Origin of the sequence: uncultured Alsobacter sp. (genome assembly GCF_945952055.1) — a bacterium.
Lineage (GTDB): Bacteria > Pseudomonadota > Alphaproteobacteria > Rhizobiales > Beijerinckiaceae > Alsobacter.
The window spans coordinates 31518-48124 of record NZ_CAMFHB010000017.1 but is presented as its reverse complement, the minus strand read 5'-3'; the positions used below and the strand labels follow the sequence as shown (position 1 = coordinate 48124).

At 66.0% G+C, this 16607-nt stretch carries 13 protein-coding genes and 1 pseudogene; 11 read left to right on the top strand and 3 right to left on the bottom strand.

The window, feature by feature from the left end:
* Positions 1–30: 30 nt before the first annotated feature.
* A complete protein-coding gene (locus tag Q0Q47_RS14415) occupies positions 31–933 on the bottom strand; it encodes a DUF6282 family protein (protein WP_293860939.1) in 903 nt (300 codons plus the stop codon).
* 222 nt (positions 934–1155) lie between these two features.
* On the opposite strand from Q0Q47_RS14415, the gene Q0Q47_RS14410 reads away from it, so the two are divergent.
* The 4 genes from Q0Q47_RS14410 to Q0Q47_RS14395 all read left to right on the top strand — a co-directional run bounded on the left by Q0Q47_RS14410 (position 1156) and on the right by Q0Q47_RS14395 (position 4498).
* A complete protein-coding gene (locus tag Q0Q47_RS14410; RefSeq protein ID WP_293861117.1) occupies positions 1156–1911 on the top strand; it encodes an ABC transporter ATP-binding protein in 756 nt (251 codons plus the stop codon).
* Complete coding sequence (locus tag Q0Q47_RS14405) at positions 1904–2620, top strand: ABC transporter ATP-binding protein (RefSeq protein WP_293860936.1); 717 nt, start codon at positions 1904–1906, stop codon at positions 2618–2620. The genes Q0Q47_RS14410 and Q0Q47_RS14405 overlap by 8 nt, the downstream gene beginning before the upstream one ends.
* A 28-nt stretch (positions 2621–2648) precedes the next feature.
* Positions 2649–3527, top strand: a complete 879-nt coding sequence (locus Q0Q47_RS14400; protein ID WP_293860933.1) for a branched-chain amino acid ABC transporter permease — start codon at positions 2649–2651, stop codon at positions 3525–3527.
* Positions 3528–3610: 83 nt separating this feature from the next.
* A complete protein-coding gene (locus tag Q0Q47_RS14395) occupies positions 3611–4498 on the top strand; it encodes a branched-chain amino acid ABC transporter permease (protein WP_293860930.1) in 888 nt (295 codons plus the stop codon).
* 31 nt (positions 4499–4529) lie between these two features.
* Here the strand turns inward: Q0Q47_RS14395 and Q0Q47_RS14390 are convergent, their stop codons facing one another.
* The gene (locus Q0Q47_RS14390) at positions 4530–6635 is read right to left on the bottom strand and encodes an FAD-dependent oxidoreductase (RefSeq protein WP_293860927.1); all 2106 of its coding nucleotides are present in this window, start codon (positions 6633–6635) and stop codon (positions 4530–4532) included.
* A 186-nt stretch (positions 6636–6821) separates the two neighbouring features.
* Here Q0Q47_RS14390 and Q0Q47_RS14385 point away from each other — a divergent pair, with 186 nt between their 5' ends.
* The 3 genes and pseudogenes from Q0Q47_RS14385 (at position 6822) to Q0Q47_RS14375 (ending at position 9625) form a co-directional block, all read left to right on the top strand.
* The gene (locus Q0Q47_RS14385; protein WP_293860924.1) at positions 6822–8240 is read left to right on the top strand and encodes a phenylacetate--CoA ligase family protein; all 1419 of its coding nucleotides are present in this window, start codon (positions 6822–6824) and stop codon (positions 8238–8240) included.
* Between the two features lie 192 nt (positions 8241–8432).
* Positions 8433–8639, top strand: a pseudogene (locus tag Q0Q47_RS14380) (helix-turn-helix transcriptional regulator); the annotation flags it as partial.
* Between the two features lie 104 nt (positions 8640–8743).
* Positions 8744–9625 carry an SDR family NAD(P)-dependent oxidoreductase gene (locus Q0Q47_RS14375; protein ID WP_293860921.1) on the top strand — a complete coding sequence of 294 codons (882 nt, stop codon included), beginning with the start codon at positions 8744–8746 and terminating at the stop codon, positions 9623–9625.
* Between the two features lie 118 nt (positions 9626–9743).
* Here Q0Q47_RS14375 and Q0Q47_RS31150 read toward each other — a convergent pair whose 3' ends face one another.
* Positions 9744–9998 carry a multiprotein-bridging factor 1 family protein gene (locus Q0Q47_RS31150; protein ID WP_367278251.1) on the bottom strand — a complete coding sequence of 85 codons (255 nt, stop codon included), beginning with the start codon at positions 9996–9998 and terminating at the stop codon, positions 9744–9746.
* Between the two features lie 81 nt (positions 9999–10079).
* On the opposite strand from Q0Q47_RS31150, the gene Q0Q47_RS14370 reads away from it, so the two are divergent.
* The 4 genes from Q0Q47_RS14370 (at position 10080) to Q0Q47_RS14355 (ending at position 16570) form a co-directional block, all read left to right on the top strand.
* Positions 10080–11036 (top strand): DUF4357 domain-containing protein, encoded by a 957-nt coding sequence (locus Q0Q47_RS14370; RefSeq protein ID WP_293860918.1) that lies wholly within the window; start codon positions 10080–10082, stop codon positions 11034–11036.
* 377 nt (positions 11037–11413) lie between these two features.
* Entirely contained in the window at positions 11414–13441 is a 2028-nt protein-coding gene (locus Q0Q47_RS14365) for a DUF3987 domain-containing protein (protein WP_293860915.1), read from the top strand.
* Between the two features lie 595 nt (positions 13442–14036).
* A complete protein-coding gene (locus Q0Q47_RS14360; RefSeq protein ID WP_293860912.1) occupies positions 14037–14369 on the top strand; it encodes a DUF6634 family protein in 333 nt (110 codons plus the stop codon).
* A 113-nt stretch (positions 14370–14482) separates the two neighbouring features.
* Entirely contained in the window at positions 14483–16570 is a 2088-nt protein-coding gene (locus Q0Q47_RS14355) for an AAA family ATPase (RefSeq protein WP_293860909.1), read from the top strand.
* Positions 16571–16607: the final 37 nt, after the last annotated feature.

The following is a 16607-nucleotide window of genomic DNA, read 5'->3' as shown; positions in this document are numbered from 1 at the left end:
CCCCCTTCGATGTCTGGTTTCAAGATCTGTTCAAGCCACGCCCAGCAGCCGTTCGGGATTGTCTTTTCCCATCCTGCGGATCACGGCCGGCGAGAGCCCTTTCTCGTGCAGGCCCTGAGCGTAGGTGCGCAGCGCCTCCGGCGGCTTCGGCATCCAGGGCTGGCCGGAGTCGCTCGAGATGATCGCGTAGTCCGGGCCGACGGCCTCCATCGCCTCCTTCATCCGGTCGAGCGGATAGGTGTGCGTCATGGGGAAGCAATTGACGGCGCAGAACTCCATGTAGATGCCCTGGCGTGACAGTTCGACCATGGCGTCGACGCCGATGTCGGGAACGGGAGCCTCGGGATGGGTGACGCACATCCGTTTGAGGCCCTTCTGCTGGGCATACTCCGCGACCGCGTAGATCTCTTCCTTGGAGACATGGGCCGTCGACAGCACGGCATCGTATTCGATGATGATGTCGATGACTTCCTTCGCTTCGGCGGTCAGGCGTTTTCCCTCGTCGAGCACCGTGTAGTTTCCCCGTGCCGAGTAACCCCCGCGAAAGCCCAACGACATGCTCTTGAAGCCACCGTACTTGCCGGCACCACCGTAGAAGTTGATGTGAGCGCAGGAATCGAAGGTTGGCAGCCAAACCATCTTCGCGCCCTGGTGCAGCGCGATTTCGACGGCTCCCGGGTTGATGCCCCCGACCCCGCGGTTGAGAGCAACACCGGCAAAGAGCTTGAAGCCGGGGTAGTCGGGGACTGCTTCCTGCCCATGATGAACCTTCGAGACCGTGCTCTCGAAATGGCTCTTGATGACTGCGCCGCCCATGCCGGCTTCAGCGCACCACTTCGCGACCTGGGCCGTGTCGCCGATCCGCGTGAAAGGTGCCGGAGCCGTATGGATGTGGATGTCGATGAAGCCGTCGATGGAGATCTTTTCAGCCATGAGTTGGCACCGTTCCAGATGAGTCCCGGTCCAACGGTGGATGTTCTCCCCGGCCGGCGACCCGCACGCTCACGGTAGGCTGCTGCCCGGAGGTCTCATCGTCCGTTTGGACGTATTCGATGCAGGAGCCTGCCTCGATCTTCCATGGCAGGGAGGAGGAAGTTCGGCGCCGTTGGCGTCGCCTGTCCCCTCCTCGTGACGTCGCGGGACGGAGAACTCCTCATCTTGCAGCCATGGGCCATTGAAACGTCGGGTCTGACAAAGGCCTTTGGTGACTTCTGCGCCGTGAAGGACGTCACGCTGCGCGTACGGCGGGGTGCGATCCACGCGTTGATCGGCCCCAATGGCGCGGGCAAGACGACCCTGTTCAACCTGCTCACGCGCTTCCTGCCGCCCACCGCCGGGACCATCGTGATCAACGGGCAGGATGTCACCACGCTCGCGCCGGCAGAGATCGCACGGCGGGGCGTGGCCCGCTCATTCCAGATTTCGTCGGTCTTTCCGCATCTCACGGCGCACGAGAATGTACGGGTGGCGCTGCAGCGGGACCTGAAGACCTTCTACCAGTTCTGGCGGTCCGACCGCTCGCTGGCCGTGCTCGACGCGCGCGCGGACGCGCTGCTCGAGTCGGTTGGCATCACGGCTTTTGCCCAGACACGGGCCGCCGACCTCCCCTATGGACGCAAGCGCGCCCTCGAGATCGCCACGACGCTGGCGCTCGACCCCTCCATCCTCTTGCTCGACGAGCCCATGGCCGGGCTGGGGATGGAGGACATCGAGAAGATCTCGGACCTTGTCGTCTCGGTGGCGCAGGGGCGCACCGTGCTGATGGTCGAACACAACCTTCGCGTGGTCGCTCGCCTGTGCAGCACGATCACGGTCCTCCAGCGCGGAGAGATCCTCGTGGAAGGTGCCTACGACGACGTGTCCCGGAATCCTGCCGTGATCGAGGCCTACATGGGACAGGGTCATGCCTGATCGAACCGGCACCGCCTTCCTGACGGTGGAAGGTCTTCACGCCTGGTATGGCGAGTCTCACGTCTTGCACGGCATCGACATCGATATCCGGGAAGGCGAGGTCGTGACGTTGCTGGGCCGCAACGGGGCCGGCAAGACGACCACGCTGCGCTCCATCATGGGCGTCGTATCGCGGCGGACGGGGTCCGTCCGTTTCGCAGGGCGCGAGCTCATCGCGTTGCCTCCCGAGCGGATCGCGAGGCTAGGGATCGGGTACTGCCCCGAAGAACGTGGCATCTTTGCCAGCCTCACCGTCGACGAGAATCTGATGCTTCCCCCCGTGATCAAGCCGGGAGGACTGAGCGTCGGCGAAATTCACGCCCTGTTCCCGAACCTCGCCGAGCGCCGGCGCAGCTACGGCAAGAAGCTCTCGGGCGGGGAGCAACAGATGCTGGCGATCGGGAGAATCCTGAGGACCGGAGCCAAGTTGCTGCTTCTCGACGAACCGACGGAAGGCCTGGCGCCCGTGATCGTCCAGCAGATCGGCACGGTGATCCGACTGCTCAAGCAGCGCGGATTCACCATCCTGCTGGTCGAGCAGAACTTTCATTTCGCCTCCACGGTCGCCGACCGGCACTTCGTCGTGGAGGAAGGCAGGACCGTGGACGTCTTCAGCAATGCCGACCTGACCAGGAACACGCAGAAGCTCGAGGCCTACCTTGGCGTCTGATCACGCAACCGGGAAAGTCTGAACGGACATGCCATCCTTCGACATCGAAGTCCTGCTGGGACAGCTCCTGCTGGGCCTGATCAATGGGTCGTTCTACGCCATCCTCAGCCTCGGACTTGCCGTCATCTTCGGCCTCCTGAACATCATCAACTTCACGCACGGCGCCCAGTACATGATGGGCGCGTTCACGGCGTGGATGCTGCTGAACTACCTCGGCATCAACTACTGGGCGGCACTGGTCCTCGCCCCCGCCATCGTGGCCGTGTTCGGCGTGGCCATCGAACGCTTTCTGTTGAGGCGCATCTACGAACTCGACCACATCTACGGCTTCCTGCTCACCTACGGCATCGCGCTCGTCGTCGAAAGCGCATATCGCGCCCAGTACGGCGTGTCGGGACAACCCTATCGGCCGCCACCCGCCCTGTCGGGCGCCATCGATCTCGACTACATGCTCCTGCCGATCTACCGGCTCTGGGTCGTGGGCGTTTCGCTGGTGGTCTGCATCGCCACCTGGCTGCTGATCGAGAAGACCCGGCTGGGAGCCTATCTGCGGGCAGCGACTGAAAACCCCGTTCTGGTCAGGACGTTCGGGATCAACGTCCCCCTCATGATCACCCTGACCTACGCGTTCGGCGTGGCCCTGGCCGCATTGGCCGGGGTCCTCGCGGCTCCGCTGTACCAGGTCAGCTCCATCATGGGCTCGAACCTCATGGTGGTCGTCTTCGCGGTCGTGGTCATCGGAGGAATGGGTTCCATTCCAGGCGCCATCCTCACCGGCTTCGGCCTGGGCCTGGTGGAAGGTTTGACCAAGGTCTTCTACCCGCCCGCCGCCAGCACCGTCATCTTCGTCGCCATGATCCTGATCCTGACCTTCCGGCCGTCGGGCCTCATGGGGAGGTCCGCGTGATGGCGTCGGCGAGCACCGCCGTCCCGTCGCGGGGGGCTAGTCACACAGCACGGCGCGCCGCGCTGGTCGCAGCAGCAGCCTGCGTGGCCCTGGTCGCGCCGTTCCTGCTCTACCCGATCTTCTTGATCAACGTTTTGTGCTTTGCGCTGTTTGCCTGTGCGTTCAACCTGATGATGGGGTTTGCAGGTCTCCTGAGCTTCGGCCATGCAGCCTTTTTCGGCGGATCGGCCTACGTCACGGCCTATGCCGCCAAGGCTTGGGGCTGGCCGGCCGAGCTGTCCATCTTGGCAGGCCTTGTCACCGGAGGAGGCCTCGGCGTGGTGTTCGGCTGGATCTCGATCCGGCGCCAGGGCATCTACTTCGGCATGGTCACCATGGCGCTGGCGCAACTCGTCTACTTTGCCGCGCTGCAGGCGAAATTCACCGGCGGCGAGGACGGCATCCAGGGCGTGCCGCAGCGGTCCGCCCTGCCCATGCTGGACCTCACCGACAACCGGGTCATGTACTTCTACGCGCTCGCAGTCTTCCTGGCGGGGTTCGCCGTCATCTACCGCACTGTGCATTCGCCCTTCGGGCACGTGCTCCGCGCCATCCGGGAAAACGAAGGTCGCGCCATCTCCCTCGGCTACGACGTCCCTCGGTTCAAGCTGCTCGCCTTTGCTCTTTCGGGCGCCTTGTCGGGTCTGGCCGGAGGCCTGAAGGCCATCGCCTTGCAGATCGCCACGCTCACCGATGTCGAATTCACGATGTCCGGCGAAGTCGTCCTGATGACGCTGGTGGGCGGCGTCGCGACGCTGACGGGACCCGTGGTCGGCGCGGCCGTGGTCGTAGCGATGCTGACCTACCTCGCGGCCTTCGGCGTGTGGGTGAAGGCCCTCCAGGGGATCATCTTCATCGCCTGCGTGCTGGCGTTCCGTCGAGGCATCGTGGGCGAGATCGCGGCCATGCTGGAACGATCGCGCCAGACATGACCTGCGGCGCCCGCTGCCGAGCCGTCGTCGATCACCCGCCGATGTCCCGAGCCACACGTGCCGCAGATGCCAGCGCTCCTTCGATGTAGCCGAGTGCGACCCGGTCGCCGATCTCGTGGACCGGAATGCGAAGATCGGCGAACGCGGCGGGCGAAGCCGGGTGGTCGGGCGTGGCTTCGGCGATGATGACGCTGTCGGCCTCGATTTTTCGCTCGCCGACGTCCCTGAACGCCACCCATCCATCCTCGATCCGTACGTCCTGCGCATCGGTGATGATGCTCACCCCGCCGCGCCGCAGGCGGTCCAGGACTGCAGCCCGACGGACGAGATAGAGCCCGCGTCCCGGTTGCGCATGGCGATGCACGACGGCGACCGCGTGTCCGTGATGGCTAAGGAACTCGGCCAGCTCGAGACCGACCAGGTCGCCGCCGATGACGACAACACGCCGGCCGAATGGGGTCCACACGCGGGCAAGGCGCCGAAGGCCTGCCGGCCCGGGCCTGACCCCGAGCCAGCCCGCAATGGTCCCGAGGGCACAGAGCATGGGTGAGGCGGGATCGGCTCCCGCGGCCAGAGCGCGCAGCCGTGCACCATCGAACACGTGGGGGAGTTCGGCGCCTGGAATATCCGACTGCGCTATCACCATGCCTGTCGCCAGGACGATTGCATCGGGCCTGAGCCGCAGGGCGTCTACTGCGTCGAACCGATGGCGCAGCCTGACGTCGACGCTGGCGTGCTGGACACCGCTCGTCAGCCAGCGCAGCAGCTTTTCGTTGGGGGGGTAGGCGAGCGCGGCGAAGCGCAGCGTCCCGCCGAGTTCGGCCCCCGTGTCGAAAAGAGAGACGTGGTGCCCAGCCAGGGCAAGGCGCCGCGTCACCTCGAGACCGGCCGGCCCGCCTCCCGCCACGGCGATCCGGAAAGGACGCGTCGCCGGTACCACCCGGACCTCGGCCTCTCGCCCAGTAGCGGGATTGACCGCGCACTTCACGGGTTCATCGAAGGAAAGCTGGCTGATGCAGGCGTAGCAGTAGACGCAGGGCCGGACGTCCGCCTCGCGGTTCCCGGCGAGCTTGTTGGGAAAGTCGGGGTCGGCCAGCATCGGCCTGCCGAACGCGATGAAGTCGACGGCGCCGCGGCGTACCAGCGCATTGGCCCGGGCAAAGCCGATGCGGCCTGCTGTGATGACGGGGATGTCCAAGGCCTTTCGCAAAGCGGTGGCGTTCCCCACCATCCACTCGTGCTCGTCCGGAATGTTGCTGCGCGTCAGGGCCGTGGGGTTCGCAAGGTTTGCGTTGCAGCTGGCCATGATCGCGGCGATGCCCTCCGCCTGGGCGAGGCGGGCGGTCTCGATCGCATCGGCTAACGTGATCCCACCCGGCGTGTCGTGCTCCTGGGTGTCGAGCTTGCACCAGATGGGGAAGCCGATGCCCGCACCGTCTCGCACGGCCCGGATCACTTCGAGCAAGAGCCTCGCACGAGCTTGCGTCGAGCCCCCGTAGTCGTCGGTCCTGCGGTTGCTCCGGGGCGACAGGAACGAGGACAACAGGAACCCGTGAGCGGCGTGGATCTCAATGGCATCGGCACCGACGTCGCGGACGTGGCGCGCGGCCTCGGCGTAGTGATCGAGGAGCGCCGCGATGTCTTGCCGGGACAATGCCGTGTACGTGACGGGGGGCGCACCGGCCCATTGCCGGCGGACGATGTCCGCCTCGTCCGGCAGGTAGGGTTGCCGTGCTCGTGGCCCGGGCTCCGGCTCCGAGGGCACGAGCAAAGGCTGGCCGGACAGCATGTCGCGCTTGGCGAGCGGACCATGATGATTGAGCTGCATGGCGATACGCGCACCGTGTCGCTGGACGGCCGCGACGAGCGCACGGGCAGCCTGGCGCTGGACCTCGTCGGCGAGAGCCAACGCGTGGGGACGACTGTAGCCGCTCGGGTAGGCGACCGGCACCGCTTCGGTGACGATCAATCCCGCCCCGCCAGCCGCACGCGCCGCGTAGTACGCGACGATGCGGTCACCGGCCCGCCCCTCTTCTCCGGAAAGGTCGCTCCCCATCGCCGACATCACGATCCGGTTGCGGGTTTGCAGCGTCCCGATGCGCCCTGGTGACAGGAGGTGGGCAAACGCTTTCGGCATCCGGCGTCCCTGGATCGTGCCCGCGCGGCATGGATGACGCGGTTCCTCCACACGGTCGCAGAGCGGCACGGGTGCGTCATAGTCTGTTCAGACGGTTCGGGCCGCAGGTGTTCGGCTAGGGTCTCAACTGGCCGTCCGCCGCCCGCGGACCAGCCGTCGTCCCATGATGTCCTGTCGAGGCCCTGAATGACGCTCGAGATCCCTTACTACTGCAAGTCGGTCGACTGGGACCAGTTCATGAAGGACTTCCCACCGCCGCCGCACTTCGCGGCGACGACCGGGCGACTGTCGGCCGACGGCATGCATGCCCTGCAGGAACATCGGTTCCTGGCGCGCATGGAGGACGCCTGGAATACCCCGTTCTACCGCAAGCGCTGGACGGCGGCCGGGCTGGAGCCTGGTGACATTCGCGGGCTCGAGGATCTCGACAAGATCCCGACATTCACGAGCGACGACCTCAAGGGCGCCCTGCAGGCAGCCCCTCCCTTCGGCGACCACTACGCCTTCACGCGCGAGGACTTCGGCCGCACGCCGCTCAAGATCCAGACGAGCGGCGGCACCACGGGCATGCCGCGGCCCACGCTGTTCGATCCGATCGCCTGGGAGGTGCAGGCCGTGCAGGCCGCGCGAGCCTTCTACGAACAGGGTGCGCGCCCCGGCGACATCGTCCAGATCACCTACACGAACTCGCTGGCCAACTCGGCCTGGAACGCCTTCGCGGGCCTGTTCCACTGGCTGGGGTGCGTGCCGGTGACCACCGGGACCGGAATCGTCACGCCCAGCGAGCGCAAGCTCGAGCTGGCCAGGGACTGGGGCGTGAACTGGTGGTTCGCCCGCGGCGAGTATCTGGGCCGGCTGGCGCAGGTGGCCGAGGAGATGAAGTTCGACCTGCACCAGCTCAAGACGCGGTTCCTCCACTCCTATCTCGGGCCCGACATCGAGGGTCACTTCCGGCGCAAGCTCGAGGAGGCCTGGGGTTGCCCCGTCTATGACAACTACGGCACCCACGAGATCGGCCTGATCGCGTTCGAGGGCCGCGAGCGCAAGGGCAAGCACATCAGCGAGGACACGGTCTACGTCCAGATCGTCGACACCGAGACGGGCGTGACGCTGCCCTACGGCCAGCGCGGCAACGTGGTCGCCACGAGCCTTCACAGGTCTGTGCCGCCGATCATCCGCTACGACCTGCGCGACCTGATGATCATGACGGACCGCGAGGAATCGGAGTCCGGCATCACCTCCCGCAAGCTTTCCACCTTCCTCGGCCGCGCCGACGAGATGGTGAAGCTGAGGGGCAACAACGTCTACCCGCTGGCGTGCCAGAACGCCGTGACCAAGGACGACCGCACCACGGGTGACTACATCTGCGTCGCCTACTACGTGGGCGAAGGTCTCGGCCGGCGCGAGGAGATGACGGTGCGCATCGAGCGCAAGTCCGCCGCGGTCGATGCGGCCGCGCTGGAAGCCGACATGAGACGCGCGCTGTTCAAGGACCTTGGCGTGAAGGTCGACGTGGAGATCGTTGAACCGGGAACACTCGCCGAGCACACTCGCCTTGGCCGGGAAAAGGTTCGACGCCTGCTCGACCTGCGCAAGGCGAACTAGCGGCCGGTGCCTGTGGACATGCCCAACCACGACGCATGGCCGGAGGTGAACTGGCGGACCGTGGACGACGCGGCGCGCACGGAACCACCTGCCCCGGCGCATGCCGCATCGAGCGCCCGCGCCGGGCGACTGCCGCCGCATCTGGCCGATCGAGTCGCCGCACTGATGGCCGAGGACGAGGGGTTCGCAACACGATTGCGCTCCCTGACCGGCATGCAGCGGGAGGTGCTCCTGCTTCTCGTTCTCGGACGCCTGAACAAGCAGATCGCCTTCGAACTCGACATCTCGGAGGCGACCGTGAAGTCGCATGTCACCGCGGTCTTGCGCCGGCTCCATGTCAAGTCACGCACCGAGGCCGCCGTCCGCTCAGCCGTGCACATCAGCAGGGACTTCGCCTGATCATGCAAGCCGACCTCGGCCGAGCGATCCGGCCAGGCAAGCGCCTTCGTGGATGACTTCGCCGAAGGGGCTGGACCACCAGCCCGCGAACGCAGGGGGACGACATGAACGACCGCGACATTCTCGGGCTGGACGGGCGCGTCGCCCTCGTGACGGGCGGGGGTGCGGGCATCGGCCGCGCCACGGCGCTGCTGCTGGCGCGCGCGGGCATGCGGGTGGCCGTCGCCGAAATCGACCCTGCCCGGGCCGAGACCATCCGCACGGACCTTGCAACCGCCGGAGCCGATGCGCTGGTCGTGGAGGCCGACGTGCGCCGCGAGGAGGACGTCGCGGGCCTCTTCGACGCGCTCGAGGGCCGTTTCGGGCGGCTGGACGTGCTCGTCAACAATGTCGGTGACTATCTCGGCTTCAAGACGCCGTTCGAGCACTCGAGCGACGAGGAATGGGAGGCGCTGTACGCCGTCAACCTCCTGCACATCTTCCGGGTCACGCGACGCGCCATCCCGTTCATGCGTGCCGGCGGTGGCGGGAGCATCGTCAACCTGTCCACGATCGAGGCGTTCCGGGGCATTCCGATGACGGTCGTCTACGCCTCGTTCAAGGCTGCGATCACCGGCTTCACCCAAAGCCTCGCGGTCGAACTGGGCGCCGACAACATCAGGGTGAATGCGGTCGCCCCGGAGACGACGAACACCGCGCAGATCGTGGCCACGCCCAGGGTGCCGCCGGCCAACCGCGACGCGATCTCCCGGTGGTTTCCCATCGGTCGTTTCGGCGAGGCCGAGGACTCGGCGGGGGCCGTGCTGTTCCTGGCCTCCGACCGACTGTCCGGTTGGGTGTCGGGAACCACGGTCCATGTCGATGGCGGCGCGCTCGCGGCGGGTGCATGGATGAGGCTGCCAGACGGGGCCGGCTGGACGCACCTGCCGATCATCGTGGCGGATGGATACACGCCGCCGGAGAAGTGGCACGATCCCCTAACTTGAACCTGTTTGCGAGGACGCCCTGTGATCTGCTGCGCTTCCAGAGTCGGTTTGTCGAAGGGCTGATCATGAACACGCCCGAGCATCCGGCAGCAAAAACTACTGAACATGGTTGGTAGCTTTATTTCCGGACCATAATCCCCGTTGCCTGTGTGTCTTGAAATAAAAAGACGATGCCCGCCTCTTCGAATGCAGCACGTATGTCACGAAGTGTGCGGTCGTAAGGGACGCTGAGCTCGCTTTCCATCACAGCGATCGTTTTTCGCCCAACACGCGCATGTTCCGCCAAATCTGACTGCGACCAACCCAGCCAAGCGCGGGCCGCGCGGATTTGCTGCGCAGATATCCGCTCGATGTCTGACGAGTAAGTATTCATCAACCCTATCTCGACTCAAAAGTGGTCGTCCGACATACTCTGTGCCATCCATCTCTCCACGTCAACGAGAGGAGAGAACCCATGACGATGCACAGCTTCATTACCGACACGTCCCTCGCTCAGCCGCTCGCCCACGGCGGCTCCCCGTTCGGGAGCTGCGCGCAGATCGTCTGGCCGACGATCTTCGTGCCGACGATGTTCCTGGGAACTCCGGCTCAGGTGGACGCGCTCCTCTGCACGAGCCAGATGGCGCGGCCCGGCGCCTACATGATCGTCCGCGCCTCGCACTCCCCGCTGGACCCGGTCCGCGTTCGGGTCGGCGAAGGAGGCAACGTGGCCGCGCGCCTCGCGAACAAGAGGGACGAGTGGCTCGACACCGGCTACGCGATGATGATCGTGGTGACCTGCAGCCATCCGGCCTTCGACAAGACCTGTGCGGAGGTGCTGGAGGGCGTGGTCACGGCCTCCATCGAGGCGAGCCGCTCGGCGGAGGTGGAGCGCGAGAGGGCCCCGAAGATTCGCCGCCTGTCGATCGAGGTTCACAGGGCGATGGACGACTTCGTCCAGGTGCTCAGGACCGAGCTCGAACGGCGTGGGATCTTCCTCCTTACGCAGCAGCCTTCGAAAGCCATGGGTACTGCTCGGTGGAACAGTCCGCAAAGTAGGTTGCCGGCGGCGGAGCAGGCTCCCGAAGTCGCGCCTGGTAGCGGGGGCGCCTTCAAGGAACCGGTCCGTACACTGTCTCTCGCCTATGGCGGGCTGCATGGACGTGTGGACGAGATGCACGATCACGTGGTCGTCCATGCAGGCACTGAGGTAAGCCTGCATGAGGTACCGGCGCTCCAGTCAGCATCCAGGACAGCGCGTCGGCAACTCATCGACGCGGGCATCATTGGTCCTCATCCGACAAAGGAGGACCGGCTGGCCTTCCGCAAATCGCACAGTGTCGGCTCGTTGACGACGGCTGCTCGCATTTGCACGGGGTCGACGAAGTCAGGAACGCAGGTGTGGCGTCAGACACAGCCCTCGCTCTTCTGAGCACGAGCCGTCCACGAGAGGCAAACGAATGACTGAAATCTGTCCTTACCGCGCTCGAGACAGACCAACTCTGGCGGCCTGCGGCCCGGCTCGACGTTCCACTCGCGGAGCGCCGAGCCGGGCCATGAGGCATTTAGAGAAGCATTGCCAAAGGCACATGCCTGCCATGCATTCGATTTACTTTGAAAGTCGAACGAATAGGGGTCGTCCTGCCTGGATTGCACTTGGCAGACGCACATCTTCGATTACTTTGCAAGCATTTCACTCAGTCATGGATCATATCTTATTATCTTGGCGTCCAGTCGACGGGACTTCCCCGAAACATGACGCCTCGCGCGGGGCGTCCCCTCGTCAGGAGAGACGCCGTGAACGGAGTAATGAAGCACCTTGACCAGTCTGTGCCGATCTACGAGGGCCAGGACGACGCGTACCGGCAGACCACTATCGCCCCCCCCTTGCTTGCCGTGCCGAAAGGTTGGCGCGACACCAGCGGAACCGAAAACCTTCGAACGTCGCTGGATCTGACATCCGACGGCTCGGAAGTCGAACCGGGTCAGCCACCCATCACGAGCGACTACTTGGCCGACGATCTCGTCGATCAGGCGGTCAACCAGACGCCGTCGGCCAATGCCGTCGAAAACGGAGCCGCATCGCTTCGGGTGATGGATTGCCCAACCACGCCCGACGCCTCAGATGGCCAGACGACTGTCGACGAGATAGACCGCGTTGAGGGCGCGGCGATCGAGGCTGGTTTCAGCGAGCCGGAGCGCGTCGAGGTCGCGGACGAAGGGAGCGACGGGCACGGAGAACTTCCGCCGACCGCACGCGGGGAGGTTGAACCGGGGAGCTGCAGAGCCGAGAAGAAGCAGCACGTTTCAGAGCAGCTCCAAGTGAAAGCCGAGGGCGGCGCGGTGACGCCTGGCATGCAGACGAGGGGCTCCGCCGGCGAGCTCTTGCCGCTCGCGCCGGATGACTGGCCGGACATTCAGGCCTTCGATCGCCCGGTCGACCTGGGCTGCCCCGCGCTTCCCTCCGCGTGCCTGCCGGAGCGCGTGGAGAGGCTGATCATGACGATCGCCTGCGCGCTCGGGGTTCCGCTGACCTACGTCGTCATGAGCCTGCTCGTGTGCGTCGCAGCTCTCGTCGGCTGCTGGCGGCGCATTCGCGTGAGCTTCGCGTGGGTCGAGCCCAGCACCTTGGCCGCGGTGCTCGTCGGCCCTCCAGGGCTGCTCAAGTCGCACATAATCGACACCATGCTGCACGAGCTGCGGGCGATCCAGGCGGCCGAGCACGCGGCCTATCTGGCCTACTGCGGTGCGCTTCGAGCAAAGAGGGACGTCGTCTGGGCCCAGGAGCAAATCTACAGGCGGGCCGTCGTCCAGTCGGTCGAGACCGGCCAGCCGCTTCCCTCCCCACCAGATGTGCGGCTCGCCGATCTCCAAATTCCAAGGCCGCCCGCCCTCGTCTCCACGTCAGGCACGCCGCAAGGCCTCCGCGATCTGGCGGCGAGATCACGCACGGGGCTGCTCAGTGCACCGGATGAGCTTCCCCGCTTCCTCAAGGACCATGACAGCCCCTCGGCCCGCGCCTTCCTCATGACCGCCTACGATGGCCGGCATGACGCGACGGATCTCGTCACACGCGGAAGGATCTCGGCCGATCATTTCAGCATCTCGCTCCTCGCGACAATTCAACCCGCGATGCTGCCACAGATCATCGGCCCGGATGACGGGCTGCTCGCCAGGCTCGCGTGGGTGCCTGCCGGTCGTGGCGATGCGATGCCTCGCTCGGGCAAACGGGTCCCCACGGAGAGTCTCCTGAGCATGTTCCAGAAAATCCGTGACCTCGTTCCGCAGTCGTGGGGAGCCAATGTGGCTTCAACGGAGGTCATGCTCGAGCCGAAGGCAGCGGAAGTGCTCCGCGAGACACGGGCGTTTTATGATGCCAAGGCGCGGGACCACGAGGGTCTCTTGGCGTCGGGCTACGCAAAGGCTGGGGGCTTGGCGGCGCGGCTGGCGAGCGCGATCGACCTGGCCACGTTCGGCCTTTCCAGCCGGGCTCATCCGGGCCGCATCTCCCTGCAGTCCGTCGAGGCGGCAGCGACGCTGGTCGAGGCTGTGCTCATGCCGGGCGCGGAAGCCGTCTTCGGGCTCGCCGCGGGCAGAATCGAAGATCGCGATGCACGCGACCTTCTCGCCATCCTCCGCCGCCGCGGATGGAACGAGGTCAACCAGCGAGATCTCCAGAGGGCCTGCTCCGGACGCCTGTCCCGCACCGACGTGCTCGACAAGGCAATCAGGGAACTGGCCGAGAGGGGCATCGTTCGCGTGCACCGGGTCATGCCGGGACCTGCAGGTGGCGCACCGCGCAAGACTATTCAGGTTAACCCGAGGGTCTTCACATAAGGGCACCGACAAAACTGACAGAACCGACAATACCTGGCGCTATCGAGAAGGCAGCGCTCCTGAATGTCGCGAAGCATGTGGCTAGCGGAAGCGCGAGCGCGACGGGGGAGAAAATACCACGTTCCCGCTTAGTCGCTCGAGGTCCGTTTACCCCGATGGCAAGACAGGCTTGAAGCACCTGTAATCTCGAGCCAGATACGGACCGCTCCGTCCTGTTCGCGGCGTTTCGGGTGCACTGGCACCTTGGACCGCACGATGCTGAGACGGCCCAGAGGTCTTCCGATGCTTATCCTTTTCAAGAGCGCGCCGTTCGGCGCCCGGGATAGCCGCCCGTTGGGGGCATCGGAGACACGTGCCATCCGCCGCGTGCCAAGACCCTCCCGCGAGATAGCGCGCATCCGCTGATCCGACGCTGCCGCCCTTCGCCTCGTGAACCTGGCCTGAAGCACTCCATCGGGAACACGCCTCTGACCATGATGGCGTAGGACTCGTGGTGCGGCCTGCGGCGTGACCGGCGCGGCTCTGCGCAACGAGCATTCCAACCCTTGTCTACCCCATCTCCGTGGTGCGCGCTGCGTGCCCGAGGAGCCTATCCATGTCTCTGAATCCCTTCCACAGGCGCATTGCGACGCCGCTCCTGGCCGGCCGCCTTCGGGTCCTCGCAGACCGGCTCGAGGCGGTCGCAGCCGGTCTCGCTCCCACCCAGTCCGATCTCGATCGCGCGCCGCGCCTCGATGAGTGGCACCTGGCCCAGTCTCCCGCTGGACCGGTCCTAGTGGGCCTAGTTACGGCGCACCCGCACTGCGGCCCCGGCCTCATCCACACGAGCCCGATCTGGATCATCGATCCCACGGAGCGCTGGGCTCTCAGCCTGTCCCGCTACTACCGGCTGGGCAAGGCCGCCGGATCCAAGGAGTGGGTCCAATGAGCGGCACACGGATCACGACAGTCCCTCTCTCGCTACCTCTCGATCTCGACCTCGAAGGACGCTTGGAGAGGGTACTTTGCCGGGGACATCTCGACGATGTCGAGGCCCTCCTCATGGCGGTTCTGCCGCCCTGGCTCGACGCATCCCAGGCTGCCAAGAGCGCGGCAGCACGGTGGAGCGTGGACAAGAGGGGCTGGCCGTCGGGCGAAATCGCGCAGAGCCTGCGCGACGCCGCGACGAGCACGAGGGGCGTGCCGTCGACCGTGGACGCGGTAGCCGCCGCCCTTCCGCACGCAGACGACCGGACGGACCGTGAGAGGATGCAAAAGCTGCTGGTCGAAGGCCTCGTGGCGCAGGCGTGGCTCGACCCCCGCGGCGACGGTGCGCCTATGGCCATGCTGGCTGCCTGCTCGACGGCGCGGTGCTCGGGTGACGAAGACTATCTCCACCTTGCTGCGGCAGCCTTCGCCTACACCGTCGTCGGGCTGCGTCACTGTGCCCGGCCGCTTGCCCACAGCCGTAGCCTGGCCGCAATCTGCAAGCGGAGCGCTTCCAGCATGGACCAACTGAAGGCCGCCTGGCGGGGCTGCTGGCGGCTCCTGGGATCGGCTGGCCGCGAGATCCAGAGGCGCCGCGCCAACAAGCGGAAGCCACTGCTCGTCGAAGGCCCCGTTCACGGGCCGGACATCGCCACGGCGGCATTGAACGGCAGCACGTCTGCCGCGCTGGAAACCTGGCGTGACGAAGCCCTTGCGGCACTGAGGGACCCGGCAGCACCTCCGGAGGTGATCACCGCACTGACGAGCATCGACAGTTGGGGCCCCACCATCCGTCGCACCCTGGCCAAGGCGGGGGACGCCATTGAAGCCAATGCCTACGATCCGCGGTGCCGGTCCGAACCGGTTCTCACGATTCGTCGCGATCTCGTCTTTTGGACGGCTCTCGCGGGCGACGCCGAGGCCGCGCGGTCCGCGGCCTACCTGTGCGCTTGCTTTGCGTCCGACGGAACCGAAGCCTTTACTCAGCGGGTCCGGGCCATCGGCCAGCTCGTGGCGCTCCTTCGGATCGCCGCGCCGGGGTCCCCGCTGGCACATCTCTCGTCCGATGACGCCACCGCGCCGCCTCGCTACACGGCGCTCGCTGGCGACGGGGCAGTCCGCATGGTCGGCGAAACGATGGATCGCTTCATCGCAGCGATCTCAAAGGCCGCATGGACCGAGCCGACCGCAGGCGAGGCCACGCTGGAAGCGATCTGGTCGCGGGCCGAAGCGATCCCCGCCTCGGCTCGGGACATCAGGTTGGTCGAGGCTAAGGCAGAGCCCTCATCTTCTGACACGGCGGACAGCCTTGTCGTGATCCCCCGCCTTCCGACCGGGCGATCGGGGAACAGCCGGGATGTCGATCACGACTGGCGCCCGCTCGTCGGGCGAGCCCTGCCGCTGGTGCCCGTACCCGAACTCCAACGGGCTCGCGACGAGATCCTGGCCCGAGTTCCCCATTGCGCGGAGATTGTCGACCGCATCCTGGGAGACCTCGCCGGACGCCGAACAATCCATCTTCGTCCGACGCTTTTCGTCGGACCGCCGGGATGCGGAAAGAGCACCCTCGCGCGGCTCATCCTGGACAACCTCGGACTGCCCCACATCATTTACCCGGCGGCAGGTATCGCCGACTCCTCCGTCGCGGGGACCTCGAAGCAGTGGTCGACGGGCCGGGCCTCGGTTGCTCTCCAGCAAGTGCGCTCATCCGGGATCGCGAATCCCGCCGTAGTCGTCGACGAAATCGACAAGGCCGCGAGGCATCCGGCGAACGGCCGCCTGGAAGACGGCCTTCTTCCTCTGCTCGAGCCCACGACGGCCTCTCGGGCCTTCGACTATCTGCTGGAGACGGAAGTCGACCTTTCGGCGATCAGCTGGATCGCAACGGCCAACACCGTCGAGGAGTTGAGCGCCCCGGTACGGGACAGGTTCCAGGTCTTGCGCGTACCCGACCCCGAGCCGCACCATCTTGGAGTGCTGCTTCCTACGGTCATCGCCGACATTCTGCGGGAGCGGGGGCTCCGGCCCGAATGGGTGGAGCCGCTCGCGGGCGACGAGATCGACCTGGTCGCCAACGCCTGGAAGCCCCGATCCCTGCGACGACTGGCCAAGGTCATGCAGATCGTGCTCCGCCGTCGCGACGCGCTGGCGGCGAGGCACTGATGACCACCTAGCAGGGATGCGATGCGAGATCTGGCTT